General features: G+C 52.3%; 29 protein-coding genes. 10 read left to right on the top strand and 19 right to left on the bottom strand.

The annotated features are described in order from the left end of the window. The first annotated feature begins 129 nt into the window (after positions 1 to 129). The gene (locus JNJ77_04375; GenBank protein ID MBL8821802.1) at positions 130 to 351 is read left to right on the top strand and encodes an addiction module protein; all 222 of its coding nucleotides are present in this window, start codon (positions 130 to 132) and stop codon (positions 349 to 351) included. Beyond that, entirely contained in the window at positions 348 to 644 is a 297-nt protein-coding gene (locus JNJ77_04370) for a type II toxin-antitoxin system RelE/ParE family toxin (protein ID MBL8821801.1), read from the top strand. The genes JNJ77_04375 and JNJ77_04370 overlap by 4 nt, the downstream gene beginning before the upstream one ends. Positions 645 to 672: 28 nt before the next feature. Here the strand turns inward: JNJ77_04370 and JNJ77_04365 are convergent, their stop codons facing one another. The 5 genes from JNJ77_04365 to JNJ77_04345 form a co-directional block, all read right to left on the bottom strand. Beyond that, complete coding sequence (locus JNJ77_04365) at positions 673 to 1,329, bottom strand: hypothetical protein (GenBank protein ID MBL8821800.1); 657 nt, start codon at positions 1,327 to 1,329, stop codon at positions 673 to 675. A gap of 190 nt (positions 1,330 to 1,519) precedes the next feature. Then, on the bottom strand, positions 1,520 to 1,861 hold the full coding sequence (locus JNJ77_04360) for a TIGR03000 domain-containing protein (protein MBL8821799.1): 342 nt from the start codon (positions 1,859 to 1,861) through the stop codon (positions 1,520 to 1,522). Next, the gene (locus tag JNJ77_04355; GenBank protein MBL8821798.1) at positions 1,855 to 2,166 is read right to left on the bottom strand and encodes a hypothetical protein; all 312 of its coding nucleotides are present in this window, start codon (positions 2,164 to 2,166) and stop codon (positions 1,855 to 1,857) included. The genes JNJ77_04360 and JNJ77_04355 overlap by 7 nt, the downstream gene beginning before the upstream one ends. Positions 2,167 to 2,661: 495 nt before the next feature. Next, entirely contained in the window at positions 2,662 to 3,408 is a 747-nt protein-coding gene (locus JNJ77_04350; GenBank protein MBL8821797.1) for a hypothetical protein, read from the bottom strand. A 122-nt stretch (positions 3,409 to 3,530) separates the two neighbouring features. After that, entirely contained in the window at positions 3,531 to 3,713 is a 183-nt protein-coding gene (locus JNJ77_04345; protein MBL8821796.1) for a hypothetical protein, read from the bottom strand. Between the two features lie 250 nt (positions 3,714 to 3,963). On the opposite strand from JNJ77_04345, the gene JNJ77_04340 reads away from it, so the two are divergent. After that, positions 3,964 to 6,294 (top strand): DUF11 domain-containing protein, encoded by a 2,331-nt coding sequence (locus tag JNJ77_04340; GenBank protein ID MBL8821795.1) that lies wholly within the window; start codon positions 3,964 to 3,966, stop codon positions 6,292 to 6,294. A 29-nt stretch (positions 6,295 to 6,323) separates the two neighbouring features. On the opposite strand, the gene JNJ77_04335 is transcribed toward JNJ77_04340, so the two are convergent. Next, complete coding sequence (locus tag JNJ77_04335) at positions 6,324 to 7,031, bottom strand: hypothetical protein (protein ID MBL8821794.1); 708 nt, start codon at positions 7,029 to 7,031, stop codon at positions 6,324 to 6,326. Positions 7,032 to 7,660: 629 nt separating this feature from the next. Continuing rightward, entirely contained in the window at positions 7,661 to 8,383 is a 723-nt protein-coding gene (locus tag JNJ77_04330; GenBank protein ID MBL8821793.1) for an NTP transferase domain-containing protein, read from the bottom strand. Positions 8,384 to 8,683: 300 nt separating this feature from the next. Here JNJ77_04330 and JNJ77_04325 point away from each other — a divergent pair, with 300 nt between their 5' ends. Then, positions 8,684 to 9,277, top strand: coding sequence for a hypothetical protein (locus tag JNJ77_04325; protein ID MBL8821792.1), 594 nt, complete (start codon positions 8,684 to 8,686; stop codon positions 9,275 to 9,277). Positions 9,278 to 9,331: 54 nt separating this feature from the next. On the opposite strand, the gene JNJ77_04320 is transcribed toward JNJ77_04325, so the two are convergent. The 5 genes from JNJ77_04320 to JNJ77_04300 form a co-directional block, all read right to left on the bottom strand. Beyond that, positions 9,332 to 9,526 carry a hypothetical protein gene (locus tag JNJ77_04320; GenBank protein MBL8821791.1) on the bottom strand — a complete coding sequence of 65 codons (195 nt, stop codon included), beginning with the start codon at positions 9,524 to 9,526 and terminating at the stop codon, positions 9,332 to 9,334. A gap of 119 nt (positions 9,527 to 9,645) precedes the next feature. Continuing rightward, entirely contained in the window at positions 9,646 to 10,737 is a 1,092-nt protein-coding gene (locus tag JNJ77_04315) for an ankyrin repeat domain-containing protein (GenBank protein ID MBL8821790.1), read from the bottom strand. A gap of 56 nt (positions 10,738 to 10,793) precedes the next feature. Then, complete coding sequence (locus tag JNJ77_04310; protein MBL8821789.1) at positions 10,794 to 11,657, bottom strand: serine/threonine-protein phosphatase; 864 nt, start codon at positions 11,655 to 11,657, stop codon at positions 10,794 to 10,796. A 109-nt stretch (positions 11,658 to 11,766) separates the two neighbouring features. Continuing rightward, positions 11,767 to 12,831, bottom strand: coding sequence for a PA0069 family radical SAM protein (locus JNJ77_04305; GenBank protein ID MBL8821788.1), 1,065 nt, complete (start codon positions 12,829 to 12,831; stop codon positions 11,767 to 11,769). A 301-nt stretch (positions 12,832 to 13,132) separates the two neighbouring features. Then, a complete protein-coding gene (locus JNJ77_04300) occupies positions 13,133 to 14,704 on the bottom strand; it encodes a sialate O-acetylesterase (GenBank protein MBL8821787.1) in 1,572 nt (523 codons plus the stop codon). A gap of 157 nt (positions 14,705 to 14,861) precedes the next feature. Between JNJ77_04300 and JNJ77_04295 the strand changes: the two genes are divergently transcribed. Both JNJ77_04295 and JNJ77_04290 read left to right on the top strand, forming a co-directional pair. Further along, positions 14,862 to 15,365: a hypothetical protein gene (locus JNJ77_04295; GenBank protein MBL8821786.1), complete on the top strand. Its 504-nt coding sequence runs from the start codon at positions 14,862 to 14,864 to the stop codon at positions 15,363 to 15,365. Continuing rightward, complete coding sequence (locus JNJ77_04290) at positions 15,362 to 15,565, top strand: hypothetical protein (protein ID MBL8821785.1); 204 nt, start codon at positions 15,362 to 15,364, stop codon at positions 15,563 to 15,565. The genes JNJ77_04295 and JNJ77_04290 overlap by 4 nt, the downstream gene beginning before the upstream one ends. A 111-nt stretch (positions 15,566 to 15,676) precedes the next feature. Here the strand turns inward: JNJ77_04290 and JNJ77_04285 are convergent, their stop codons facing one another. The 7 genes from JNJ77_04285 to JNJ77_04255 form a co-directional block, all read right to left on the bottom strand. Continuing rightward, complete coding sequence (locus JNJ77_04285) at positions 15,677 to 16,960, bottom strand: NAD(P)/FAD-dependent oxidoreductase (protein ID MBL8821784.1); 1,284 nt, start codon at positions 16,958 to 16,960, stop codon at positions 15,677 to 15,679. After that, a complete protein-coding gene (gene sucD / locus JNJ77_04280; protein ID MBL8821783.1) occupies positions 16,960 to 17,832 on the bottom strand; it encodes a succinate--CoA ligase subunit alpha in 873 nt (290 codons plus the stop codon). Before sucD ends, JNJ77_04285 begins: the two co-directional genes overlap by 1 nt. 124 nt (positions 17,833 to 17,956) lie before the next feature. Then, positions 17,957 to 18,340: an endoribonuclease MazF gene (mazF, locus tag JNJ77_04275; GenBank protein MBL8821782.1), complete on the bottom strand. Its 384-nt coding sequence runs from the start codon at positions 18,338 to 18,340 to the stop codon at positions 17,957 to 17,959. Further along, positions 18,294 to 18,533, bottom strand: coding sequence for an AbrB/MazE/SpoVT family DNA-binding domain-containing protein (locus JNJ77_04270; protein MBL8821781.1), 240 nt, complete (start codon positions 18,531 to 18,533; stop codon positions 18,294 to 18,296). The genes mazF and JNJ77_04270 overlap by 47 nt, the downstream gene beginning before the upstream one ends. 61 nt (positions 18,534 to 18,594) lie before the next feature. After that, entirely contained in the window at positions 18,595 to 19,200 is a 606-nt protein-coding gene (trmB, locus tag JNJ77_04265; GenBank protein MBL8821780.1) for a tRNA (guanosine(46)-N7)-methyltransferase TrmB, read from the bottom strand. Between the two features lie 26 nt (positions 19,201 to 19,226). Then, positions 19,227 to 19,733: a beta-hydroxyacyl-ACP dehydratase gene (locus tag JNJ77_04260; GenBank protein ID MBL8821779.1), complete on the bottom strand. Its 507-nt coding sequence runs from the start codon at positions 19,731 to 19,733 to the stop codon at positions 19,227 to 19,229. A 79-nt stretch (positions 19,734 to 19,812) separates the two neighbouring features. After that, positions 19,813 to 20,769 carry an HAD family hydrolase gene (locus JNJ77_04255; GenBank protein MBL8821778.1) on the bottom strand — a complete coding sequence of 319 codons (957 nt, stop codon included), beginning with the start codon at positions 20,767 to 20,769 and terminating at the stop codon, positions 19,813 to 19,815. 107 nt (positions 20,770 to 20,876) lie between these two features. Between JNJ77_04255 and JNJ77_04250 the strand changes: the two genes are divergently transcribed. From JNJ77_04250 to JNJ77_04235, 4 genes are all read left to right on the top strand, one after another. After that, positions 20,877 to 21,596: an arginyltransferase gene (locus tag JNJ77_04250; protein MBL8821777.1), complete on the top strand. Its 720-nt coding sequence runs from the start codon at positions 20,877 to 20,879 to the stop codon at positions 21,594 to 21,596. Between the two features lie 9 nt (positions 21,597 to 21,605). Continuing rightward, positions 21,606 to 21,911: a hypothetical protein gene (locus tag JNJ77_04245; GenBank protein ID MBL8821776.1), complete on the top strand. Its 306-nt coding sequence runs from the start codon at positions 21,606 to 21,608 to the stop codon at positions 21,909 to 21,911. Between the two features lie 118 nt (positions 21,912 to 22,029). Beyond that, positions 22,030 to 22,761 (top strand): DUF4058 domain-containing protein, encoded by a 732-nt coding sequence (locus JNJ77_04240; GenBank protein ID MBL8821775.1) that lies wholly within the window; start codon positions 22,030 to 22,032, stop codon positions 22,759 to 22,761. Positions 22,762 to 22,772: 11 nt separating this feature from the next. Beyond that, positions 22,773 to 24,221 (top strand): hypothetical protein, encoded by a 1,449-nt coding sequence (locus JNJ77_04235; GenBank protein ID MBL8821774.1) that lies wholly within the window; start codon positions 22,773 to 22,775, stop codon positions 24,219 to 24,221. Positions 24,222 to 24,400: the final 179 nt, after the last annotated feature.

The following is a 24,400-nucleotide window of genomic DNA, read 5'->3' as shown; positions in this document are numbered from 1 at the left end:
AGTAGCCAGGAGACAGAATGAATACGATCATGACTATTCTGCACAACTTAGCCCCAGTTTCCACTGATACAGCATATTGCAGCAACATTGGTTCGATGATATCGTGATATTAGCCTTCGAGAGGATGCCATGCCCATCACATTAGCGCAATACGGAATTGATCATTTGCCCCCTGAAGAACGTCTGGAATTAGTGGGTCTTCTTTGGGACAGCTTGAATGATGAAAAACTGCCTCCGATTCCGCGCTGGCATCAAGATGAAGTGGAACGCCGAATCGTTCAAGCCGATGCCAGACCTGGAGTAGGCATCCCGTTGGAAGAAGCTGTTGACAAAATGCTAGGTAAGCCATGAGCCTGCCGGTCAATCTTACCGACGAGGCGCTCTTCGATTTGCAGCAAGCATATGAGTGGTACAACACCAAGCGAGATGGTTTAGGGGTAACATTTGTTACTCGGACAAAAGCGAAACTATTGGCAATTGGCGACTCTCCGGAATCATGCGCCTTGTTATGGGGAAATGTTCGGGCAACGACGATCCGTCGTTTCCCGTATATCGTCTACTACCGCATTCTTGTCGATCGCGTTGAAGTGTTGGCCATCTTGCATGGAAGCCGTGATGTTTCAGAATGGCAACGCAGAGTTTAAAAAGGTTGGAAGGGATAATTCCCGGCATTTACCTTCTATACTTCTCCGCAAAATCATAATACCGTCGCAGTTCGCGTTGGATTACCTTGAACGCGATATAGATCACCACGGCGTTGACGCAGTAGTTCATCACGGTGCCGAAGATGCCGGTCCAGGCGCTGAACCAGGGCCAGATGGTGACATAGAAGATGGCAAAGAGTGGCACCACTTTGAAGGCGGTGGACATCGGATAGTAGGGATCGCGGAACATTCGCCAGGCTATGCGAATATCCCACCAGAAATCGCGCCATAGTGACGAAGCGGGCAGCACTTTGTTCATCATGGAAGATGCAACAGGCAAGGCTGTTTTCACCGGCTGCAGCAGCGTCGTCAGTTTCGAAGGGGGAGCTGGCTGAGGCAGTGCAGTAGCAGGAAGGCTGAATTCCGCGAGCGATGCAGTAGGCGGCGGAGGGATTGGCATCGCACGAGGAACATCATTGCTGACCTGCGGCATTGGCCTGGAAGCAGGCTCCAGTTGACGAGGTGATTCATCCCAATGCTGCATTTCCGTGAGGGCAGCAACAGCTTCTTCCAGACGCTGAATTCGATCCTCCAGCTCCTGAACAGGCGCAGTTTCCACCGGCACTGATGCTGAGACGGGCATCAGAGAAGTGGGCTGCTCATCGGTCAGATTGACTGGGGTCATACTCTGCCTCCACCCCATTATTCGTTCCGTGGCAAGCGAAATTGCGGTGGGAACAGAATGAGGGGTATGAATTAGAGTACGTCGAAAAGAGTTGGCTCGCCAATGAAAAGCGCGTATCAAAGTAAACGACCTCTGAAGATCAGAGGCCGTTGCGTACTTCGAATTGTCTAGCTCAGGATGCCAGCAACGGTTAGAAGTTGACCGAAGTGGTTTCACCAGCGCGAACAACGATCGTCTTGGTTTCGGTGACGTTCTTGCCGTCGCGAACCAATTCAGCGGTCAGGGTGTACTGATAGTCTTTACCAGCAACCAGAGCGGGGGAGACGAAAGTGCGTTCGGTGGAGGTGGAAGCAGTTGCATGACCATCGATCAGCAGCTTGGCATCAGCAGGCAGGCTCACGAGGACCTTGGCAGGAGCTTCGAGAGAAGCGGCTGGTGGCTTGGGTTCGGCCTTCTTGGGTTCTGCAGCAGGAGCAGCTGGAGCTGCAGTGCCTGTGCAACCAGTGCAAGCTGAACCGGAGCAAGCTACCACGTGGCCATTGCAACCATTGCAGCCATGGCAGCGATTCTTCTTGAAGCAGCTGAAGAGACCGCGGTGACCGCCATTGCAACCTGTGCAAGCGGAACCAGTGCAAGAGGAACCTGTGCAGGCAACAACGGTGCCTGTGCAACCAGTGCAGCTACCGTGGCAGCGGCTGCTGGAGCAGGATGCCCAGCCGTTGCAGCCATGACAGCTGCTCTTGCGGCTGAAGAGACCGTGGCAACGGCTGCCGGAGCAGGCCGAGCCTGAGCAAGAATAACCGGAGCAGCTGTAACCGCTGCAGGCGACCGCGCCATGGCAGGAATTGCCATTGCACTTACCGAAGCAGCCAGCAGGCAGAGCTGCAGGGCTACTCATCGCCATCACCATCACCATACTGTACATGCGAAACGCTCCTTAAAAAGTGGCCACCCAGCGAAGACGTCATCCCAGATTTACGTTCGTGCTTGTTCCTACACGAGACAACGCAACTGGGCAAGCTGGCAAAGTTAGGTAGATAGCTGATCGTATATCTTAGACACAGGTGTGTCAACGGAAATTGAGTCCTTTTCACAGTCTAGGCAGGTAAAGTAAGTTCTTTGTGTCACAATCATGTCACATAATGCTGATGCGACATTTATTCCTTTTATGATGATACCCGAATTCTCACTTTTTTCTGATTATCCAGTAGATTATTTGCATTTTTCGCTAGATGCGCTCTCGTTATAACCTGAACGGTACGTTCGATCATCGCAGCAAAAACCACACTTCAATTTCATCTAAAATTTAGACTTTGACTTGCAGCGAGTGAGCTACTGTGCTGGACGAACCATCGGGAATCGCTGCAGCAGTGGAGCTGCCTGATCGAGTTCCAGTTCGGAATAGCCAGCCTGCACCAGAATTTGTCGTGCACAGGTGGGTGCATCGTTGACGGGAACCTGCTGCTGTTGCTCTCGCCGTCGCGGATCGCGCGGGTCACCCCGGAACTTGGCTTGTGCCGCCAGATCAAGCAAGGCCTGGCTGGAAGTCATGCCGTCACGTTCCTGATAGATGTCAGGAGGAGGTGTGGTTTCACGACGTTGCTGAACAGCTTGCATGGCAACGCGCTGCCTGGCTGCCATCAGATCACCCAATTGCAAAGCCATAACAGCCGCCAATTGCCCGTCGCTGGCAGATTGTACCAAACCGCTGGATATCATGGCATACTGTTCACCCTGTGTATTGACACCTGGCGTATCACCAGCAGTGACATACCACTGCGGACGTACTTTCAGCCAGGGATTAGCCTGGTAGAGTCGGGCAGCGGTTTGTTGAACGCGAATCTGCTCCTGGCTTTGCGGAGCCATGGTTTGCGGCATCACTCCCGGAGGCGGTTGAACACCAACACCCGGAGGAGGCTGAATGACTGCTCCCGGTGGTGGTGGCATCTGTCCCGGTGCTGCAGGGTTAGGCGTGGGTAACGGTGGTGCTACACCACGATTGGCACCGGCAGATGAAGTGCTGGCACAGCCACTGGTGAACAGTATCAGAAGAATCAGGAATTTTGCGCAATGTGCCATATGATGCTCTGTACCCGCGCTAAGTCAAGCGGTCAAGCGTAACTCAGTTGCAGGCACAGAGATAGCTGGCAAGATGGTGAAAATGAATTGATAGGGCAAAATACTAATGCCGTTTCACGGATTTACTTCTTGTCCGGGCCAACATCGACCTTGGTTCCCGATGAATCAGACTTCACTTTGACACCGGGAGCATCAACGCTCACTCCGTCGGCACCAGCCTTTACTTTCACTCCAGGTGCATTCACTTCGGTTTTGCCACAGCCAATGATGGCCAGTAAGGCTATCAGAAACATGAAACGAATCATGTAGAACTCCTTATCGATGTGTAGTGTTTTAACTCAATGAACCCTTCACCCCCTCGGCTGCCAGGGGCGAGGAGAGAAAGCGAATTAGTCATTGCCCGTATTTTACGCATTTCCACAGCGAATGACCGGGAATTGCTCAACATGCCTGGTGCAAGGCAGTGCCGGGGTGAATTGGCCTTGCATTATTTTTCACATCGCGTATCGCACCGCTGTTTGTAAGGGGAATTTTTGCAGGGGGGAGGCCCGTAGTATGACGCGCACGACGCAACGAGCGACGTGGTGCGGAATCGCATTGATGCTGTTGGCATCAGTGAGCGGGTGCGGTATCTTCAGTCCCAGTCAGAACCCGGCACAGTTGTACTATGGTTTGCTACCCAATGGCGAAATTGTGCAAACGCATGCCAAGCCTCCTGGGAAGGGTTATTACGCGAATTACGATCCCTATGCCTGTCGTGTAGAAGTACGTCCCAAAATACAAAGCCAGCAGGTGGGTGGCATCCAGGTCTACATGGCAACCGTTTACGACCAGCAGGGCGCGGCTCGGCGAGGTCGACGTGTCGAATGGATGGTGCATGGCAAAGGGCACATCATCGAAGTGGATGAAGGTGGTGTCTACCCCGACCGAGGCTACAAGGTCAACGAGAAGTACGCTGTCAGTTACACCGGATACCTCGAACACAAGTTTGATCGAGGCAATAAAGATCCGAAGGACGATTTCGTTGTCAATCCAGGGCAAACGTTCTGCATTGTTTCCTGCCCGGAAGAAGGTGAAACCAAGGTTACCGCCTACGTACCGGCTATCCATGACATGGATAAGAACCGCATGACGGTGACGACCTACTGGCTCGATGCCCAGTGGAAGATTCCCGAACCACAACAGGCACGCAAGATAGCAACACTGACCACCAAAGTCTTCAAAGCATCCGACAGTCAGCCACTGCAGGGTTATCGCGTCCGCTATAAGGTACTGGATGGCCCGCCGGCACTCTTTGTGAACACCAATGGCCCCGAAGCGGAAGCGACTTCCGATTCGCTGGGCAACGCCATCGTCCAGCTCAGGCAGCAAAGCCCGCAGATGGGGATTACCCGCATTGGGGTCGAGCTGATTCGCCCACCTGATCTGGGGGCGGTAACGGGTTCAGGCATCGTCGTGCTGCGAGGTGAAACCCAGGTCGAATGGGTTGGCTCTGGCCTGACGTTGAACAAATCAGGCCCCAATGTCGTCGGCATCAACACCGATTTCGATTATCAGCTTACCGTAACCAACACCAGCCGCAGCCAGTCTGATCCGCTGACGGTGGAAGATGACCTACCTGCTGGCTTGCAGTTTGTCAGTGCTGAGCCCATGCCCGTTGGCACTGAAGGCAACCGATTGGTTTGGACACTGCTGCCTTTGCCACCCGGCGCTGCGAAGGCCATCAACCTGAAAGTAAGAGCAACCCGGGGAGGACAGTTCAACAACCAGGCACGAGTGATTGATCAGGATCGTATCAAGGCTGCTGAATCGTTTTTCATGACCACTGCCACCAGCCCGGCACTCAAAGTGCGCTTGACCGCACCGCCTAATGGCTACGTGAACGCTGATGTTCCGTTCACCATTCGTGTCGAGAATACGGGTGATGCACCAGCGAGCAATGTGATTATTACCAGCAGTTTTGATCAGGGCCTGGTCTTCTTCTATGAAGGCAAGCCGAGTCCTGATCGCAGCGTGGCCATGTCGCCGTTCACGTTGCAGCCTCGCGAATCGCGTGACTTTACGCTGCCTTTGAAGGCAGTGCAGGCTGGAACATTCAATACAAAAGCTGTAGTAACGGCAGACAATGGCCTGCGTGATGAAGCCACCGCGCTACTCAATGTGGTTCGGCTCAGCGTGAACCTGCAGCAGAAAGGCCCGCAAGCACGCTATGTGAGTGGCAGGTTCATCTGGGAAATCTTTGTCGAGAACAACAGCGATCAGCCAGTCAATAATGTTGTCATTCGCGATACGCTGCCTGCGCAGGTAGCACTGGTACGGGTTTACGATAACGGCCAGGGAACAGGCAACGACGTGACCTGGAACCTTGGCACGCTTGAAGCTAATGGCAAGCGTCGGCTGCGGGTGGAAGTGGAAGCCCGGCAGACTGCAGCCAAGGCTACCAACCGCGTGGTGGCAACCTTCGGCCCGAACCTCAGCGAACGTTCCGAAGTGGATGTTGAACTGCGAGGCATCCCGGCACTCCTGATGCAGGCTGAGCAGGCAGACCGCAAGGGCACCATCCATGTCAACGATACTACTTCGTACACGATTACGATCAACAACACGGGTTCGCAACAAGTGGGACGCATTGCGGTGAAAGTGAAGACATCGCCAGAGCTGCGTATTCTGAAAGCGATTGCACCCGATGGCTCAGCAGGCCAGGTGCAGGGCGACACGATTGTGTTTAATGTGATGAAAGATCTACTGCCGACCAATGCCTTCAATTATCAATTGGAACTCGAAGGTGTGGCAGCAGGCGATGGCCGACTGTTCATCGAACTGGAAAGCGATTTGACGGGTAAAGACCCTATCAAAGATGTGGAACAGATTTCGGTGATTAAGTAAGATACGAGCGGCAAATCGATCATGCCAGACTATGGCTTATTTCGCTTGTGGTGGTAATTCTTTTCAAGGAATTTCAAAGCTTCGCGCAGCTTGTCTGCTGATTTCGGATTAGTCTTGTCCAACTTCTCGATTTCCCTGGTGAAGTAGTCCTTAGTGCCTTGGTAATCGAGGATGCACCAGAAGACGTAAATGAGATTTTTGTATCGGACATAAACGCTTGCCGTTTTGTATGAGTCACCATTCGCGTTGAATTTAGTAGGAATCACGCTCTTTATTAATTCACGCAATGTTGGTTCCAAGGCAGGTTGACCAATATCAATAAGACCTTTCACAGCGGCAAAATAATCTTCACTGTGTTGCCGCCCCTTTGCGTCTGTTTCGATCGGTCTTTTGGGATCGGGAGCCTGATAAACAATGAACTCGAGAAACAACGGAATCAAGCTGGGGTCTTGCCATTCGGCAAGAATCGACAAGGCAACACGCCGGGATGAAAATTCGAACTCTTCTCCAATGATCGGTGCGTATCGCGGTGGCGAACCTCTTTTCACTAGATGCACCAGGTACGGTTTCATCTTCTGTCGTTTGATGCCAATGACGCTATTCAGGGAATATTGATAAGCGAATTTACGCTCTTTCCAATTGGAGGATTCGATATAACGCCCGAGAGGCGATAACTTTCCATATGCAATCTCTGCCGATTGAATAAAGAGGGCCGTAAACAGGAAGGTTGGTATCATGGTTTTGTTGCGATCACCAAGTGAGTGGGGCAGTGGGGTCTGAAACCGTAGGTATGTTAACACAACCCGATCCAAAGTCCTGGAACGTCTTGGTTTGAGTATTCGGCGCTCGTGTCAGGTATTCCGAATCATTGGGTTTGAGGAATATTACTGAATGCCAGTTGTACCAATTTGAGCACATAAATGACTGTCAATAAATACTAATGAAGGTCGATCTATGAAAATTTCGATGTTCTCAATTGTTTTTGCCCCGGAGGGGCGATGGCCAGTAGCCAGGGGCGCTAGCCCCTGGTAAGCATGTTGTCAAAACAGAGCCCTGGAAGGGCGATGGTAAACGAGCACACGTCACCATCGCCCCACTGGGGCTCAACACAACTTTCGATTCCTTCCAGGGGCTAGCGCCCCAGGCTACTAACCAACGTCCCTCCGGGACTAAGACAAATCGATAAGATCATTGTTGATGAACTCAAAGCAGCCAACTTAATTGGGCAGCTAGTCAAGTGCACAAAGTTATCTTCCCTGCAACGTAGGGACCAGCGATAACATCAATATGGGCACGATTCTCGTGAGTGTGAACACTTCGCAAACACTACCGGCGGACTCACGTCGCGCCCCTCTTTATGGCAAATCTAAAATTCCGGCATAGTTGCATTCACCAACTGGTTCGCATGCGCCAGCGATTCCGGGGTGCCTGCGTCGGTCCAGTAGCCATCGAGGAAGCTGGCGCCCATGCGGCCTTGTTGCAGGTAGTACTTGTTCACATCGGTGATTTCGAGTTCGCCACGAGCGCTGGGCTTCAGAGTCTTGATGACAGTAAATACATCAGCTGGGTAAACGTAGATACCCGCAACAGCGAAGTCGCTCTTGGGTTGCTTGGGCTTCTCTTCGATGCCGATAACCTGGTTGCCTTTCATTTCAGCAACGCCGTAGCGGCCGGGGTCGGGAACCTGTTTCAGCGCAATCCATGCCCAGTCGGGATGTTCGTTGGCATCGCGGAGCAGTGGAGTCAGTGGAGTGCTGAAGATATTGTCGCCGAGAATGACGACGGAGCGGCTGTTCTGGGCGAAGAGTTCTGCCAGGCCCAGAGCCTGTGCGATACCGCCTGCTTCATCCTGAACGCGGTAGGTGAGTCGACAATCGTAATCCTTGCCGGAGCCGAGCAATTCGACGAAATCGCCCATGTGCTCGGTTCCTGACACCAGCAGGACATCCTTAATACCAGCGCCGGTTAATTTTTTCAAGGGATGATAGACCATGGGCCAGGGGCCGACAGGCAACAGGTGTTTATTGGTGACCTTGGTCAGTTCGCCGAGCCGAGTTCCCTTGCCGCCAGCCAACACAATGCCTCGAATGGGATGCATCTAACTTACCCCACTTAACAACGATGGTGAATCATGATGTACTTACTGGAATATATGACAAGATATCAGGTAATTCTTGCAAAAATGTAATCCCTTTTTACAAAGCAGGCTGGTTGCACTTGGAGCGAGGAATTTATCTGCTAAGAGCCGACGCATCTCGCAGGGAGGCGAAGAAGCATGCAACAACGATATTCAACCCTCTGGGCTATTTTGAGTTTTGTGATGGTGTATGGCCGTATTGAAGCACAGTCCTGACTGCCTGGTGGAAACTGCCCGCCTGGTGGTTCACCAGTGCCGATGCAGATGATGCCAGTTCAGCAAATGCCTGCACAACAGATGATGGGATACCCGCAGCAGGGTATGCAGCCTCAGGGCTATGCCATGCAGCCTGCGCAACAGTTTCAGCCTGCTTCACAGGCTCCGCGGAGCTATGCCAGCAATGATAGGCTGCCTGCCATGCCGGGGATGTTGCAACGGCCAGTCCAGCAGCCTGTGAATCCACAGCCTACTCGTCAGCCCATCATCCGTGCCGCTGCTCCAGAAGCACAGCAACCCGCTTTGGCTCAACGACAGCAAGCCGACTGGAAGCCTATTCGCATTCCCACACCTGTAGAAGCGGGGATTCTGGTCAAGCAAACCAGAACACTGCCTGTCAGCACCGTGGAACTGCCTGAACGATATGATCTTGGAACGGTGACAGCCTGGCTGGATCGCATGGACGTCCGCAGTGTCAAACGCGACAAGCTGGCGGAAGGCTACCAGTATTCGTGCCATCTGGGTGAAGGTCAGGTTACGGTACAGGGTGCAACGGAAGAGCTGGCGTTACAGAAACTGGTGCAGGAAGTGGCTCGGCAGAAACAGAGTACCATGCTCAGTCAACGGTAAAGAAAACAGGTTAGCTGGTTGACAGCTAACCTGTGTTAATATTCAAACGTGCAATCAGATTTCATTGCCATTGGTAACGACGAAGACCGCCTGGCGCGTTTCGGGATCAACCATCACGTAGCCTGCGTCAAGTACGGTGCAGGTTGCCAGCTTCTGCTTCTCACCTGAAAGTGTGCAGGTAAAAGGCAGTTCCAGCGGCACGAAATCGAAGCGAAACTTCGACGTTGGTGGCTGATTGGTTTGATCCATTGGTAAGTACTCCTCTGTTACCTCATTATATGCTGACTAAATTCGAGGCAAATAAGAACAGTTACTATTGTGTGTCTGGACGAATGCATGTTGTGTTATTCGAGATGAGATCAAAGATATTATGACTGCAGGTAATTATCCAGATACGCAACAGTTGCAGCCTGCTTCCCATGCTTCGCCCAGCCTAGCGGTGCACTGTCGTAGAGCGTATCGCAGATATCAAGCCGGGCGCCACGTTCCACCAGCAGTTTGACCACATCCAAATGACCAGCGAGCGCTGCATGATGCAACGGCGTGGCATGCGAGTGGAATCCTTCCGGGTTGTAACGATTGGGATCTTCGCCAGCATCGAGAAGCAGCTTCACTATCTCCAAGTGGCCAAGCTGCGCAGCTAATGCCAGGGCCTGATGCCGAGCGAGACTGTCTGCTGTTGGCAACAATCGTTTTGTTTCTTCTACTTGTCCCAGGCCAGCTGCGATGGGCAGGTGTTCCACTTTGGCGCCGCGCTTCGCCAATGCCTTGGCCGTATCAAGATAGCCAAACAAGAGCGCGGTAAGCACGGCAGAAGACCATTCGCTGCCGGGGCCTTCGAGTGCTGCTCCATGATCGAGGAGTGTTTCTGCGAGAGCCGTTTGCAAACCAGCTTCATGAGGATGCGAACTGGAAACCAGCATGCTCATGGTAGTGCATTTCTGGTCGTACATATCGGCCAGGACATCGGGTTCGGTGCCTGCTTCCAGAAGGAGCTTCATGATTTCGACAGCATTGGCAGGCGTCTTCTGCCTGTAGCTTTCTATGCCGTTGGCCCCAAGATAATGGAGCAGGGTGGCATGATGATTACGAACCGAGTGGGCTTTCACCAGTTCAGGATGTGTCTGCAGCATGGAACGAAGACTGGCAACATCGCCTGCGATCACTGCTTCCACTGCCTGTTCAAGCCATTTCACTTCACCTTCATGCTGAACTGCTTGGGTGAACTCAGCCAGGGCATTCCAGTCTTCAAAATAGTATTCACGAGCGATCAGCAGTTTGGCATCTTCCAGAGTAAGACTGGCTGACTTCACTTCGCTGACATGCTTGCCCCGAAAACGAGGATGCATCCACTTGAAGCGCCATTGAACGGCTTCGTCACCGGATTGGAGATTAGCAAACACCGCTTTGGCTTGTTGCTGGTAAAGTTCCAAGGTTGCATCAAAGGGAATTACATTCATTATCACTATTCTCAAAGATCAATCATTGCTTGCATCGCATGCTGGCGAAGGAAAGTTTAGTTAATAGCCGCTGTATCGCGATATTGTGTGTTGTTCCGCGGTGAAGTCAGCAGTCGGAAGGGAGCCAGCAGGTCGCTCATCAAACTGACCGAGCGTGTATTGCAGCGGGCCAGTAACAGGGTGAAATCATCATCGATGCGGCAGTGCAACCGCATTTCGAGTGCGCTGACTAGCCTTGGAATGATCTGTTCTGGCTGTTGGGCATTCAGCGATTGTACGAGTGTCAGGAGGCCATCACTGCCCAGTAGTTTGCCTTCCTCGACTCGAGCTTCCATGATGCCATCGGTATAGGCCAGCAACATATCTCCCTTGGACAAGGGTAATTCCAACTGGCTGTACTCCACTTCCGAAAGGATGCCGAGAGGAATATTCCCCGTGGCTCCGGGTTGGCGATTGAGTTCCAGCAGTTCCCAGGTATTTGCCTGAACACGATATATGAGTGGTTGCGGATGGCCCGCGGTGCAGAGTTGTAACCGGCCGTTGCTCGAGAAATAGGTTCCGACCAGCGCGGTGGCGAAACGGCTTTCCTGATTGAAGTGGACGAATTCCTGATTCATGCTGGCAACGAAACTGGTCTGATCGATCCGATTGATATTCCGCCGCATGAGTTCACGCAGTCGCAGTGCTAATTGCGATACTTCTGGACCATGTCCACTGACATCGGCTACGAGCAGACGGGAGATGCGGCCTGAAGCACACGAAGAAAGATAGTAAACATCGCCACCATTTTCCGCATGGCCGATCGGACGTGAGTATAGCCATACATCCAGCCCGGGAAGTTCGAAGGCCTGTTCAATGCCCCGGTTGCCTCCCCACACTTCCATACAACGTAGCGATTCGGTTGCCTGCTGTGCTGCCATCACCATTTCCATCTTGAGCGATCAAACCATTTGAGCAGATTGCGAACGCGTTTGCAACCAACCAGCACAGGCTTGTACCTGATAAAGCATCAGAGGAACGTCGAAGTGCTTACTCAAACATCAGTTGCTGCTGGTAACCAGGCCGTCGAAAGGCAGAAGTTGAAATCGGCGGTACACTTTCAGGATAGCCTGCCCGTTTCTTATGTATCCGAAACTGTTGTTGAAACAGATTCGCCCAGATGCCTTCGCCTCGCATTCTGGTGCCGAAGTTCGGGTCGTTGAGTCTGCCGTCACGCAGATCGCGAATGCGGTTCAGCACCTTATCCTTGCTGTTGGGGAAGTGTTGCTGCAGCCAATCTGCAAACAGGTCTTTGATGTCATAGGGCAGCCGCAACACGATCCAACCTGCAAAGGCGGCGCCTGCCTGGCGGGCTGCAGCAAGTATCTCGGGCATTTCATGATCGTTCAAGCCGGGAATCACCGGGGCCATGAGAATACCCACTGGAATGCCAGCCTGGCTGAGTTCACGGACAGCATCGAGTCTGCCGGGCGGTCGGGTGGCACGAGGTTCCAGCTTGCCTGCCAGTGCATCGTCGAGCGTGGTGATGGAAATGCTGACGCTGGTAGCCTGGTGCCTGGCTAACTCGCTGAGCAGGTCTATATCGCGAACAACAAGATGATTCTTGGTGACAATCTCAACGGTCTGCCTGAACTCAGCCATTACTTCGAGGCACTGGCGGGTCAGTTGCAGTTTCCGTTCGATAGGCTGATAGCAATCGGTATTGCCAGCGAGGTTGATCAGTTCCCCTTTCCAACTCGGCTTCATCAATTCCTTTCGCAGTAGCCTGGCGACATCGGCCTTCACCATGATCTGGGTTTCAAAATCGAGACCGGACGACAAGCCGTAGTATTCATGCGTCGGCCGGGCGTAGCAGTAGATGCAGCCATGCTCGCAGCCACGGTACGGATTGAGCGTGTACCGGAAATGGAGATCGGGGCTGTCGTTACGCGAGATTACCGAACGGGAATGATCAACGAAAAAACGGGTGCGTGGCGAGGGTAGATCTTCCTGAGGCAAAGCATCATCAACATCATAATGGATGGGAACAAAGCGGTTTGCCGGATTAATGGCAGTCCCCCGGCCTTTGATCATCAAGTGTGGTTGTAGTTCCATCGTGAGGAAGCCTCCTCATGATGATTTAGGTCAGGCTTATTCTTAAGCACAAGTGTACAAGGAAAGAAATTGCTGAAGTGTAGTAGTTTCTGAATGGAGGGGTTTGGAAAACAGAACGCTAGCTGAATCTGCCTGGGCAACTCAAGAAGTAATGTGCGAAGTGAATTAAAATTCACAAAAGACCGGTACGCACGATGACACAGGAGGGGAAAGAACCAAGATGCTCTTTCCCCTCTCCGATCAGAATACCATTCAGTCTGTGCACATCCAAAGCAAGATAGAATCGTGCCATTCGGGTGCATCACTTCTTCGGCCAGGTTTTTCCGGGCCAGTCATCGGTACGGAAAGGCGATGCGGGAATGCCTTCCTGGTTGAACAGGTTTACCACTGGGTAGTCGGCCCAGCCAAAGCGAACTGCTACGGGCTTGTCAACAACTTCACACGTCACCACCACCGTGTTGCCCTCGATCTTCGCATCAGCGTTGTAGAACTTCTTATCTGCCCCTGCAGCGGTGAAGCCAGTGAGCTTATCCCCTTTGCACATTAATCCTTTACCAACCGATGTAAAGTGCAGGATGGCTTGGCCATCTTTAAATTCTGCTTTTTCAAAGACAGGTCCGGAGCCTACTATCGATTCGCCGTACACTTTCTGCAACGCTGCCAGGGCAAGCCGTTCGCCGACCGGAGCCTTGTTGACCGGATGTATGTCTTTCTGATCAGTATCGGGGTTGGTGGTGTCAGTGATGACCGCTTGGGCCGTGCCAGCCAGCTTGAGACTGGTCATCAGTTGTGCTTCGCGCAACTCAGCCCAATCACTCTCCTGAGGCTGTTCAACAATGGCCTTAAAGGGTGCCAGTTGCACAAACAGGAACGGAAACTCATATCCCCAGGCAGATCGCCAGGATTGAATCATCGTCGGGAACAACGTGCGGTATTCATAAGCCCGGCCTGCATTCGATTCGCCCTGATACCAGATAGCACCCTTGATAGCAAACGGCACCAGTGGCTGGATCATCGCATTGTAAAGACGTGCCGGGCTGCCAGGGTTCGTGTCAGGGTGCTGAGGTTTGCGAGGTGCAGCGGGTACTTTCTTGTTTTCCGCTTTCAACCTGGCCGCTTCTTCCTTGTAAGCATTGAGTTGTTCTTCATACTTCTTCGTAAGGGCGTCCTGGTTCTGCTCAAAGTCAGCCACGGCCTTGTTGATGTTCGTCAGATAATGGCTGACATCAGGCGTCTTGCCCAGAAACTCGGTGGAAGTCCATGCCTCGGCAGGTGTGCCGCCCCATGCTGTCTGAATCAGGCCGATGGGTACATGGCGTTCTTTCTGCAGAGTCTTGCCGAAGTGGTAGCCGACCGCGCTGAAGCCAGGCACGGAATCGGGACCTGCCAATCGCCATGATTTCCACGCGGGATTGGTCTGTACTTCACTGAGCGGCTTGCCCGATGTCACCATCTTGTGCTGGAACAGCCGAATTTGCGGATTAGCTGAGCTGGCTACCACATCCTTGGCATCTTTCGATTGGTTCACAGCCCACTGCATGTTCGACTGACCGGAGCAGATCCAGACTTCGCCAACAAGAACATCACTCAGCTTGACGGAATTCTTGCCTTCTACTGTCAGTTCAAATGGGCCGCCCGGTTCCAGGTTGTTGAGCTTGGCCATCCATTTGCCGTTGCTGTCAGCCTGGGTGGTCACTTTCTGTCCCTGCATGCTGACGGTAATCTTTTCATCAGGATCAGCCTGGCCCCAGATGGGCACGGTAGCTTTCTGTTGCAGAACCATATGATCCGTAAACAAGCCATGCAGTTTGACATCAGCATACGCTGGCGACAGCGCCAGGCAGGTCAGCAGACAGGCAATCCAGAATCGCATCGGTCTTACCTCGAGAAATATGCAGGGGTGAACGCTCTACGGTAACCTGAGTTGGTGTGCGGGGAAAGGAAATTTTAAAGATGGAATGTCAAAATGAGTATTCGAACCACGTGAGCAAGTGTTGCATGGACTGAATCTTTCGATTGCCGGGTCCAGCTTGAAACCGAACCAACAAGCCAAGGCGGCGAAGCAGTGGCAGAAAGTGTTGGTGTCGGTTAAGATGAATCAAGAGGCATTGCCAGAACGAGAGTTCTTCGAAATGATTCCGGAATTCAACGACATCGGCTACCTTCCGCCCGGTGTGCATCTGGCATCCCTTGAGGAGATTGCTTCTCGTTTTGGGCAGGAATCGGAGATTCGGCGAGCACAGATGGATTCGATTCGCTGGCTGGTCGAATTAGCGAAGAAGTCAGGTGTTCAGCGTATCATCATTAATGGAAGCTTTGTCACGGATGTGTTCGAACCTAATGATGTCGATTGTGCAATGCTTCTTCCTTCCGATTTTCCGCTCGACCCCGCAGCAGCAGCTGAGTTGAGCGAGGGACTTCCTTTTGTTGATTTACACATGGTGGAGGCAATGGAATACGCCATCATGGTTGAGCAGGTCTATGCATCAGATCGGGATGCAGTTCCCAAAGGCGTTATCGAGGTGTTACTATGAGCATTCAAAGCAAGCGGCAGTGGAAGAATACACAAGCCAAACTCAAAATGCTGGAAGACCGCCTGCGTGAATTAGAGATCGAGCCTGTAGCCAATGTCAGAACACGCGAACTCACCAAACAGTCTTTGAAAAAAATCATTAATCAATTGAAAGAAGAAATTGTTCGATTTGAAGCGCACCAGATGGAAGCCTCCCTTTAAGCACACTTGTGTTGCATGTGAGATGCCCTCAACCGCCCGATCCTGCCTGACACAGAATCCCATAATCCGGTGGAGGTGAAAAGTTTCATTATGACCGCAACAACAAAAATCTCACGTCAGATTTTTCCTCACCGCCACCGGGTCATCCGCAATCAATCTCGCTGAGCGGGCGCGGGTGATGTAGTTCCATGCCCACTGAATCAACACTAGCAGCTTGCTTTCAAAGCCTACCAGGAAAATAACATGCAGAAACAGCCAGGCCAGCCAGGCCGGGTAACCTGTTAATTGCAGAAAACCCAGATCAGCGACGGCAGCGCCCCGCCCAATCGTCGCCATGCTGCCCTTGTCGCGATACTCGAACATCGGAATGATCTTGTTCCGCAGCCTGGCATCAATGAGCCGGGCAGCATACTTTCCCATCTGCATGGCCACCGGTGCTACACCGGGGATGATTTTCCCCTGTTGTTCCACATGAGCCAGGTCGCCGAGAATGAAGATATTCGGAAAGTTTGGCACCGTGAGATTGTCCCGCACCAGTAACCGCCCCTGTTTATCAATCTTGCAATGTGTCTGATCGGCAAGCTGTTTGCCCAGAGGCGAACCCTGCACGCCAGCACCCCAGAGAACGACTTGGGCCTTCAGTTCAAAAGTCTGCCCTTCCTGCTCAAACGTGACAACCTGCTCGCTGACGTGTGTTACCTTCGCCTTAAGCCTGACTTCGACACCCAATCGCTGTAGTGAATGCAGTGCGGATTGCGAAAGCTTGGGAACATAACTCGTGAGGATGCGATCGCCACCTTCCAGGAGAATAACACGAGCCATCTTCGGATCGATAGCCCGGAAATTACCACGTAGCGTATGACGTGCCAATTCCGCAATAGCTCCTGCCAGTTCCACCCCGGTTGGCCCGGCACCAATGACTACAAACGTCAGCAGCCTTTGTCGTTCTTTCGGGTCGGTCTCAGCCTCCGCTTTTTCGAAGGCAAGAAACACCTTGGCTCGGATCGCTACAGCATCTTCCAGTGTCTTAAGCCCCGGAGCAAACTGTTCCCATTCGGGGTGGCCAAAATAAGCATGACTGGAGCCCGTGCAAACCAGCAAGCTGTCGTAAGGATGTTCACCCAGATCAGAGTGAACTACTTGCTGCTGCGGATCAATGCGGGAAACATCTGCCAGCAGGGTTCGGCAGTTCTTCTGCTTCTGCAGGATGCCTCGCAGCGGTGCAGCAATGTTAGCAGGGGACAATCCACCGGTGGCTACCTGGTACAGCAGTGGCTGAAAGCAGTGAAAGTTGCGCCGGTCAAGCAGCGTGATGTCTACGGGTGCCCGCCTGAGTGCCCGTGCGGCGGTCAGGCCAGCAAAGCCACCCCCCACAATGACAACACGATGAGCCATTATTTCTTCAAGAGTTTGACCAGGGTTTCACCAATGGTCGCGGGGCTGTCTGCCACGGCGATGCCTGCTGCCTTGAGGGCAGCGACCTTGGTATCTGCTCCGCCCTGCCCACCTGAGATGATGGCGCCAGCATGACCCATGCGCTTGCCAGGCGGCGCAGTTCGACCAGCAATGAATGCTGCAACTGGCTTGGTGACATTCTTCTTGACAAACTCGGCAGCCAGCTCTTCCTGGTTGCCACCAATTTCGCCAATCATGATGATGGCTTCAGTACCAGGATCATTCTGGAACATGGCCAGCACATCAATGAAGCTGGTGCCATTGACAGGATCACCGCCGAGACCAACACAAGTGCTTTGCCCGACACCCAGCGTCGTGGTTTGAAATGCAGCTTCGTAGGTGAGTGTTCCACTTCGGCTGACGATGCCTACTTTGCCCGGCTTGTGAATGTGCCCAGGCATGATGCCAATCTTGCACTGGCCGGGAGTGATAACGCCAGGGCAATTGGGTCCAACCAGCCGCACTTTCGGTTTACTGGCAAGGAATTGTTTCACCCGAACCATGTCGAGCACCGGAATGCCTTCCGTGATGGTGATGATCAAAGGTAGATCAGCGTCCGCTGCTTCCATGATGGCATCAGCTGCGGCAGGTGGAGGAACGAAGACGACCGAGGCATTCGCGCCAGTCTTGGCAATGGCCTCTGTCACCGTGTTGAACAACGGGAAGCCTTCCTTGGTCTGTCCACCTTTGCCTGGCGAAACGCCTCCCACAATGTTAGTGCCATATTCCCGACACTGCAGGGCATGGAAGGTGCCCTGCTTGCCCAGCCCCTGTACGAGAACTTTGGTGTTTTTGTCGACGAGTATGCTCATGGATGATTTTTGCCCGGAGAGAATTACTGAGTGAGTTAGTTTAGGTGCCGGTTGGGTTGATGAACATAGCTGTCAGGAGTGAAATAACGAAAGTGCTTTGTGATGAAGCATCACAGAAGTCCTCTCACCAACCGAGCAATGAACCGAGCTTTGCCTTGACTTCACTGAGTATTTCTTCATCGGCTTTGCCTGCAAAAACAGCCTGTCTGGCTTTCCAGTCCGCACAGCGCAGGTGATCAGCAAGTACAACACCAGTTATTTCTGACTGATCGGGAAGCACGACTTCAAATGGGTAGCCTTTGATTTGACTGGTAATTGGACAGACGATACACAAGGAGGTGACACGATTATAGGCCAGTGGTGTCAGCACCAGTGCAGGCCGACGGCCCATCTGTTCACGACCAGCCTGTGGAGTAATTGTCAACCAGATGAGATCGCCTGCATCGGGTATATAAACAGATTTACCAGCTTTCGTTTCCGGTCGATTGGCCCCACTCGACTTCGCCATGACAGTTCTCCGGCGTGATTCCCTTCAACAGTTCCTGCAACGAGATTCGCTTCTGTGTTTTGCGAAGCGTGATACCGGATTGATCCGACTTCAGTTCCAGAATGGTTCCTTCGCGGAGTCTGAGGTCTTTGACTACCGTATGGGGCAATCGAACAGCGAAGCTGTTGCCCCATTTGCTGACATGCGTACGCATGGCCTGGCTCCAAGGTGTGTCTACAAAGTATACACATCAATTCATGGTGTTGCAAGGCAAACTACCGCCTCACCGCCCTCGCCCGCCACACGGGTCTGCCTTCCTTTCTCGCCTTCTTCTCAAAATTCGTCTCGGGCTTCGCTTCTTCTGCCCGTTCCTCTCTGCCTGCATCTTCCAGTTGAAACGCAGGCTGCTGGGCGACGGTCCCCATCATCACCTGAAAATACTCAGCGACATCGGTGGCAATATGCAGATATCCGCCCGGCTGAATCACTCGTGCTGCCTGCTCAGCAAACGCCTCGTTGAACACCCGGCGTTTGCGGTGTTTCTTCTTCCACCACGGGTCAGGGAAATAGACATGCACTGCGGCCAGGCTGCCTGCAGGCAAATGCTGTGAAAGCAACCGGCCCGCATCGCCATGTGCCACTTTAATATTGGCGAGTTTGCGCTTCGCCATACGCGTGGCAACATAGAGTGCCAGTCCCTTGTCAATTTCGATGCCGAGATAATTACGATCTGGATGCAACGGAACCGCTTCAATCAGGAAGGCCCCTTTGCCAAAACCTACTTCCAGCTCGAAAGGGTTTTCATTGCCGAAAAGCTGCTTCAGATCAAGCAACTCTTCCGTTGCAGGCAAAGTAAAGAGATACGGTGCCAGCGATTCCAGGGGAAGACGCTTGCTGTTACGCACACTCACGCAGCACCTTCAGATGGACCGGGCGTGGTGAAGGGCATGCCAATCAACGTTCCTTCAAACACCATCTTGCCGTCAACAAAACCCTGCACCTGGTTTACCACCTGTCGTCGATTCACTTTGACTGCCTTGCTGACAATCCAGAAGCGATCTCCCGGTTTGACTTGTCCCCGGAAACGCACCTCTTCCATGCCGCCAAAGACAACGAAGCTACCTACCGGCACCAGATGTTTCTTGGAAAAGAAACCACCCAGTTGTGCACCGGCTTCACACATGATCACACCAGGCATCAATGGAAAGCCAGGCATGTGGCCTCGTACCCAGAATTCCTGATCGGTCACATCCTTGTAACCCACAATCAGGTTCTGTTCCAGATCGATGTGGACGATGGCAGTCAACTGTTCCATCTCGAAACGTTGCGGATTCACTTCACGTATCTGATCGATGTTGAAGAGTACACGGCCATCATCGACGGTACTGACATCAAACATCACTTCTGGAGGCATGGCAAGTTTCGAATCTGTAAGGATAAAAGGAATTTCGCGACGGAGAGGTTGACAACATCAACGTAGCAGGAAACCAGCATCATGACGAGAGCATGTCAACTACCTGGGCCAGATCGTTGATCATGACCACCGGGCGAATATTCTTGTCTGCCACCAGTTCCGATGGGGCTTTCAACGACTTACTGTCGCCTGTGTAGAGGCAGGTGATGAACCCCAACCGGCGGGCTGGTGCCAGGTCGTTCGGTAAATCATTACTGATGTGCAGGGTTTCTTCCGGCTCGATTCCAGCTGAACGCAGTTTCTGCACCATGTCTTTGAATAGTCGCTCGGACGGTTTTCTGCCTTTCACCTGAAAGGAAAGAGATCGACAAAAGGATGGGATGCAGAAATCCAGCATCACCTGCGGATTCTGCTCAGCCAGGCTTCGTTGCAGTTGCAGCATGGTGAAGCACTGGGCATCTGCCAGGATTCCCTGCCAGTATTTGCGATCTTTCAGCCATTGTACTGTGTCAGCAGCAGATGCCTGAGCACCCACACCCTGCAGCGACCGGTGGAAGAAATAGGCAATCTTCACCGCCAGTTCTTCCAGAGTACCATATTTGCCTGTTTCAATGACGTATTCGTTCTGCATGAGCTTGCGGATAATCCCTTCCCACTGCCGCTCTACGGGGAATTCAGGGTACTTCTCGCCCTTTTCCACCTGAAAACTGATTTCATCGAAGACGTTCTGCAACATTACCCGCATGTATTCGGCGGGCTGGCCGGGCTTGCGCGACATCGACTTCCACATCTTGAATTCCTGGATCGTCTTATCCAGGGCAAGGTTCATGATGAAAGGCTGCGGATGCTCGCGATAAAATTCGCCACCCGAAATAGCCAGCAACGTCCCGTAGACATTCCACGTAACGGCCTTCACCATTGGCAGGCTTTTCAGGTGCGGCTTCGACTTGGTACGATGCACCTCCGGCGGGGCTGGCCACAACAGGTCAGCCCGACTATCCAGATGTTCTGCGTACTGTGCCAGTGATAAGGCCATAAGATCGCGGTGAGTTCAGGTCAGGCAGATGATAGCGTGTTAAATGATGAGATTCCACTCACATTTTTACGGATTGGCATTGGTTTCGGGTATGTTAGGCTGTGAGGATGGAAATATCGACCCATTATGTCACGCCGCCTCACCGATGCAGCTATCTGCCCGAGCAGACAGCGATGCTCGAGTACCTCGATTGCATCAGTCTGACCGTCGAAGAGTACGGCAATTTGCTCGATGCAGGCTGGCGACGGTTTGGGTGTTCGCTGTTTCGGCCCCGATGTCCTTTCTGCACTGCCTGCTGGTCGCTGCGTGTACTGGTCAATGAATTTCAGATGAACCGCAGCCAGAAACGCAATCACCGTGACAATCTGCATCGCATTCGCCTGGTCATTGATCAACCCAGTGTCTCGGATGCCAAGCTGCACCTGCACGATATGTTCCACAGTCATCAATCGGAACATATCGGCTGGCAACGTTATCCGCCCAAGGACCATGAATCCTACCTGTCGAGTTTTGTCAGCAACCCGATCCCCACAGAAGAATGGTGCTATTATGATCGCGACAAGCTGATTGGCGTTGGCTACGTGGACGTGGTGCCACAGGGTTTGTCGGCCATTTACTTTTTTCACGACCCGGAATATCGCGACTGGGGCTTGGGTACCTGGAATGTGTTGACGGTCATGGATGAATCGCGTCTGCGGAAATTACCTTATGCCTATCTTGGTTATTATGTTGCAGGATGCCGTTCATTAGAGTACAAATCACGTTATCAGCCCCACGAAGTGCTCTCCCCGTCCGGGCAATGGACGAGGCATAGCACGGATGCTTAGAGACAGAACATGGACGCACCCTCTTCCATCAGTTCCAATCCGAAAATCGTTTTGTTCAACGAGGTGCTCCCCATTCAGCATCTGGATGTCTGGGCAGGGTACCGACGAAAACAAGCATCGCACCGCCAAGGCATCTTCCTGTTGATGGCACTCGTTCTGGGTGCTTTGCTGGCTGTGCTGGTGGGTGACCTCATTTTGCCAACTTCTCGAAAACCGTTGCCCGAACCGTCTGTGAACTTTTCCCATACACCTGCCATTACGACGGTGGAATTGAATCCTCGCAATGACTTGATGCATGAGGGGAAGCGGAATTAGATCAGTTTCTATTTTGGTTGGTAATGATCTCGCTCCGTCGAGATGACGCGGCGATGAGCGTCCGAATACTGTCTGGAGCATGCTGGAACCCTGTGGTATAATGCCAGCGGAGGTAGTAATGCCGTTGCATGACTGGTCACAAGTACCCGCAGGGCTGTTTCATCACTTTCATCAGGTATGGTCGGTGAGCATTGCCCGCGCTTTGAATCGTGGAGTTTTGCCCACGGAACTGACAGCTCTGGTCGAACAGCGGGCTGGCACCGTCGAAAGTGATGTGTTAGCCATCGAAGAAGCATTGAACGATACTCGGTTTTCGGGCGGTGCCGCCGTTCTTGACAAGCCACAGACCCGATTCGTACGTCAGACGGAAAAGCACTTCTATGCCGACAAGGCGAACCGCATTGTCATCAGGCATCATTTGGGAAAAGTGGTTGCTCTCATCGAAATCGTTTCGCCAGGCAATAAGGATGGCAATCGAGCCATCAGACAATTTGTCCAGAAAGTAACTGATGCACTGTATCAAGGCATTCATGTGCTCGTCATCGACGTGTTCCCTCCAGGTAAACGCGATCCTCACAGCCTGCATGAATTAATCTGGAACGAACTGGACGATGAAGAATTTTCCTTGCCATCACCGCAGGACCGCCTGCTGGCTTCTTATGAAACAGGCTCCGTGCAGTCGGCTTACATTGAAACGATGGGGGTTGGAAGTCCATTGCCTGATATGCCACTTTTCATTGCTTCAGGGACGCACGTGTTGACACCGCTCGAATCCACCTATCAGGATGCCTGGCAGGACACTCCTGAAAGTGTCAGGCGGTTGGTGCAAGGTGGTAGCAAAAGCGCATAACAGTTAAGTTCATGACCATTCCTCCTCCCCCTCGCCGCTGGTACCACTTCCGCTGGTGGCAGATCCTGTTGCTGCTTATCGCATTGTTAGCTAGTTGGTTCGGAATCTATAGGTGGCTGGGGTATCGTGAACTGCAGGCAGTCTTGTCAGAGTGGGACAAACTCGGACGTTGGCGCTATGCCGACCTCATCGCCAATCAACAGGCTGAGGATCACAACAGTGTATCCTCTTGGGTTCTCAGGCAAGCACGACCTATTGCCTGGAATGAGATCGTAGATGAGATAGTGCACTTTCAGCCACGTGAAAATGAACCAAACCTGCTGTTGCATGCAGATACAATTCAGTACCTTCGCAATCGCTCCAGTGGATGGCCGACATTTCTGGAGCAACTGAAGGAACTGGATGCTATTCCCGACAAACCTGGTGTTGGTCCGCTCAATAGAGATCCTCCTTGGCATGTTTATTGCAAATACAACGAAGAAACATCCAAAGTCAATTTGGCGATAAAAGAACAACTCTGGCTGGCGCTTCAAGAAAAGAATGTGTCATTGGCCATGAAGTTGATGCGCTATAATAAGCGACTCGCTCTACATCTATCGTCAGAGCCGTTTATTACTAATCAGATGTTCGGGGACAGTGCTTTGAGAAGCTATCTGGAAAATATGGATGTTGCATTGTCACAGGTTGAATTCACCGATCAACAATTGAAGCAATTATCTACAGATTTGGGTAACTATGACAGCCGTGCTGTGTGGCAAAAATACTTGATTGCAGAAGCAGGCAACACGATTCATGACTTGGATCACTTTTCTCGACCAGATGTCGATATTTTGAAAGAGTTTGGAAGGCAAAAGAGCAATGATGCCTGGGAGAGATTCAAACAGTATCTATTGGAGTTCCGCATACGTGCCGACTTGCAGTCGCCATTCTTTCGCGCAGAAATCATGCGTTCGATCCTGAATGTCTATTCGCAACAAGAGAAGCCCCTGTTCGATCTCTTTCGTGAACTTGATGCGCAACATGATGCATTGAAAAAACAACGTAAAGATGAATTGGATGCCAAAAGCATCTCTACTCCGCCCGTGCATTACCGGCTGAATACCATCATGAGACAAAGTGCCAGTTGGCGATGCACTCAGATCGCCCTAGCTGCTGAACGATTCCGCCTGCAACACCAGCGCTGGCCTCGAACTCAGGATGAATTAATTCCCCAATATCTTCCAGCGGTACTGCTCGATCCGTTTGATGATAAACCCTTGAGACTGATAGCCGTCGAAGATGGACTGCACATCTACTCCGTTGTCGGTAGCGCACTCGACCGGGAGTTTAAAGACGATGGTGGAGATATTCAAAAAACCGAGGAGAAATACTTGACCAAGGATACCGGAGTAATACTCTGGAATCCCGCTCATCGCAGAAAACCAGCCAAGCCGTTAGAGAAAAGGGAGGAGCAGGAGTGAACTCAGGACCAACGATACGTCACGATTGGAAATTGTACTACCTGTATCCCTTGGCGAATCTTGGCGCTGCTTGGCTTCTTGGCGGTTAAACCTTAATAAACCGCCAAGAAGCCAAGGTGCGCCAAGAGATGCACACGTTGCTTTTGTCAATCCCTACACTACCCCTTTCCCAACAGGGC

It is taken from the genome of Planctomycetia bacterium (genome assembly GCA_016795155.1).
GTDB lineage: Bacteria > Planctomycetota > Planctomycetia > Gemmatales > HRBIN36 > JAEUIE01.
Note: the sequence above shows the minus strand (reverse complement) of the source record. Positions and strands in the feature narration are given on the sequence as shown.

Excerpts from the sequence above, each read along its gene's own strand:
- JNJ77_04315 (MBL8821790.1), bottom strand. The coding sequence starts at position 10,737 with ATGAATGTAATTCCCTTTGATGCAACCTTGGAACTTTACCAGCAACAA.
- JNJ77_04305 (MBL8821788.1), bottom strand. The coding sequence starts at position 12,831 with ATGGAACTACAACCACACTTGATGATCAAAGGCCGGGGGACTGCCATT.
- JNJ77_04320 (MBL8821791.1), bottom strand. The coding sequence starts at position 9,526 with ATGGATCAAACCAATCAGCCACCAACGTCGAAGTTTCGCTTCGATTTC.
- JNJ77_04335 (MBL8821794.1), bottom strand. The coding sequence starts at position 7,031 with ATGATACCAACCTTCCTGTTTACGGCCCTCTTTATTCAATCGGCAGAG.
- JNJ77_04285 (MBL8821784.1), bottom strand. The coding sequence starts at position 16,960 with ATGGCTCATCGTGTTGTCATTGTGGGGGGTGGCTTTGCTGGCCTGACC.
- JNJ77_04300 (MBL8821787.1), bottom strand. The coding sequence starts at position 14,704 with ATGCGATTCTGGATTGCCTGTCTGCTGACCTGCCTGGCGCTGTCGCCA.
- JNJ77_04350 (MBL8821797.1), bottom strand. The coding sequence starts at position 3,408 with ATGGCACATTGCGCAAAATTCCTGATTCTTCTGATACTGTTCACCAGT.
- JNJ77_04255 (MBL8821778.1), bottom strand. The coding sequence starts at position 20,769 with ATGGCCTTATCACTGGCACAGTACGCAGAACATCTGGATAGTCGGGCT.
- JNJ77_04235 (MBL8821774.1), top strand. The coding sequence starts at position 22,773 with ATGACCATTCCTCCTCCCCCTCGCCGCTGGTACCACTTCCGCTGGTGG.
- mazF (MBL8821782.1), bottom strand. The coding sequence starts at position 18,340 with ATGGCGAAGTCGAGTGGGGCCAATCGACCGGAAACGAAAGCTGGTAAA.
- JNJ77_04355 (MBL8821798.1), bottom strand. The coding sequence starts at position 2,166 with ATGGCGCGGTCGCCTGCAGCGGTTACAGCTGCTCCGGTTATTCTTGCT.
- JNJ77_04310 (MBL8821789.1), bottom strand. The coding sequence starts at position 11,657 with ATGGCAGCACAGCAGGCAACCGAATCGCTACGTTGTATGGAAGTGTGG.
- JNJ77_04340 (MBL8821795.1), top strand. The coding sequence starts at position 3,964 with ATGACGCGCACGACGCAACGAGCGACGTGGTGCGGAATCGCATTGATG.
- JNJ77_04290 (MBL8821785.1), top strand. The coding sequence starts at position 15,362 with ATGAGCATTCAAAGCAAGCGGCAGTGGAAGAATACACAAGCCAAACTC.
- JNJ77_04270 (MBL8821781.1), bottom strand. The coding sequence starts at position 18,533 with ATGCGTACGCATGTCAGCAAATGGGGCAACAGCTTCGCTGTTCGATTG.
- sucD (MBL8821783.1), bottom strand. The coding sequence starts at position 17,832 with ATGAGCATACTCGTCGACAAAAACACCAAAGTTCTCGTACAGGGGCTG.
- JNJ77_04250 (MBL8821777.1), top strand. The coding sequence starts at position 20,877 with ATGGAAATATCGACCCATTATGTCACGCCGCCTCACCGATGCAGCTAT.
- JNJ77_04260 (MBL8821779.1), bottom strand. The coding sequence starts at position 19,733 with ATGCCTCCAGAAGTGATGTTTGATGTCAGTACCGTCGATGATGGCCGT.
- JNJ77_04365 (MBL8821800.1), bottom strand. The coding sequence starts at position 1,329 with ATGACCCCAGTCAATCTGACCGATGAGCAGCCCACTTCTCTGATGCCC.
- JNJ77_04245 (MBL8821776.1), top strand. The coding sequence starts at position 21,606 with ATGGACGCACCCTCTTCCATCAGTTCCAATCCGAAAATCGTTTTGTTC.
- JNJ77_04370 (MBL8821801.1), top strand. The coding sequence starts at position 348 with ATGAGCCTGCCGGTCAATCTTACCGACGAGGCGCTCTTCGATTTGCAG.
- JNJ77_04240 (MBL8821775.1), top strand. The coding sequence starts at position 22,030 with ATGCCGTTGCATGACTGGTCACAAGTACCCGCAGGGCTGTTTCATCAC.
- JNJ77_04345 (MBL8821796.1), bottom strand. The coding sequence starts at position 3,713 with ATGATTCGTTTCATGTTTCTGATAGCCTTACTGGCCATCATTGGCTGT.
- JNJ77_04375 (MBL8821802.1), top strand. The coding sequence starts at position 130 with ATGCCCATCACATTAGCGCAATACGGAATTGATCATTTGCCCCCTGAA.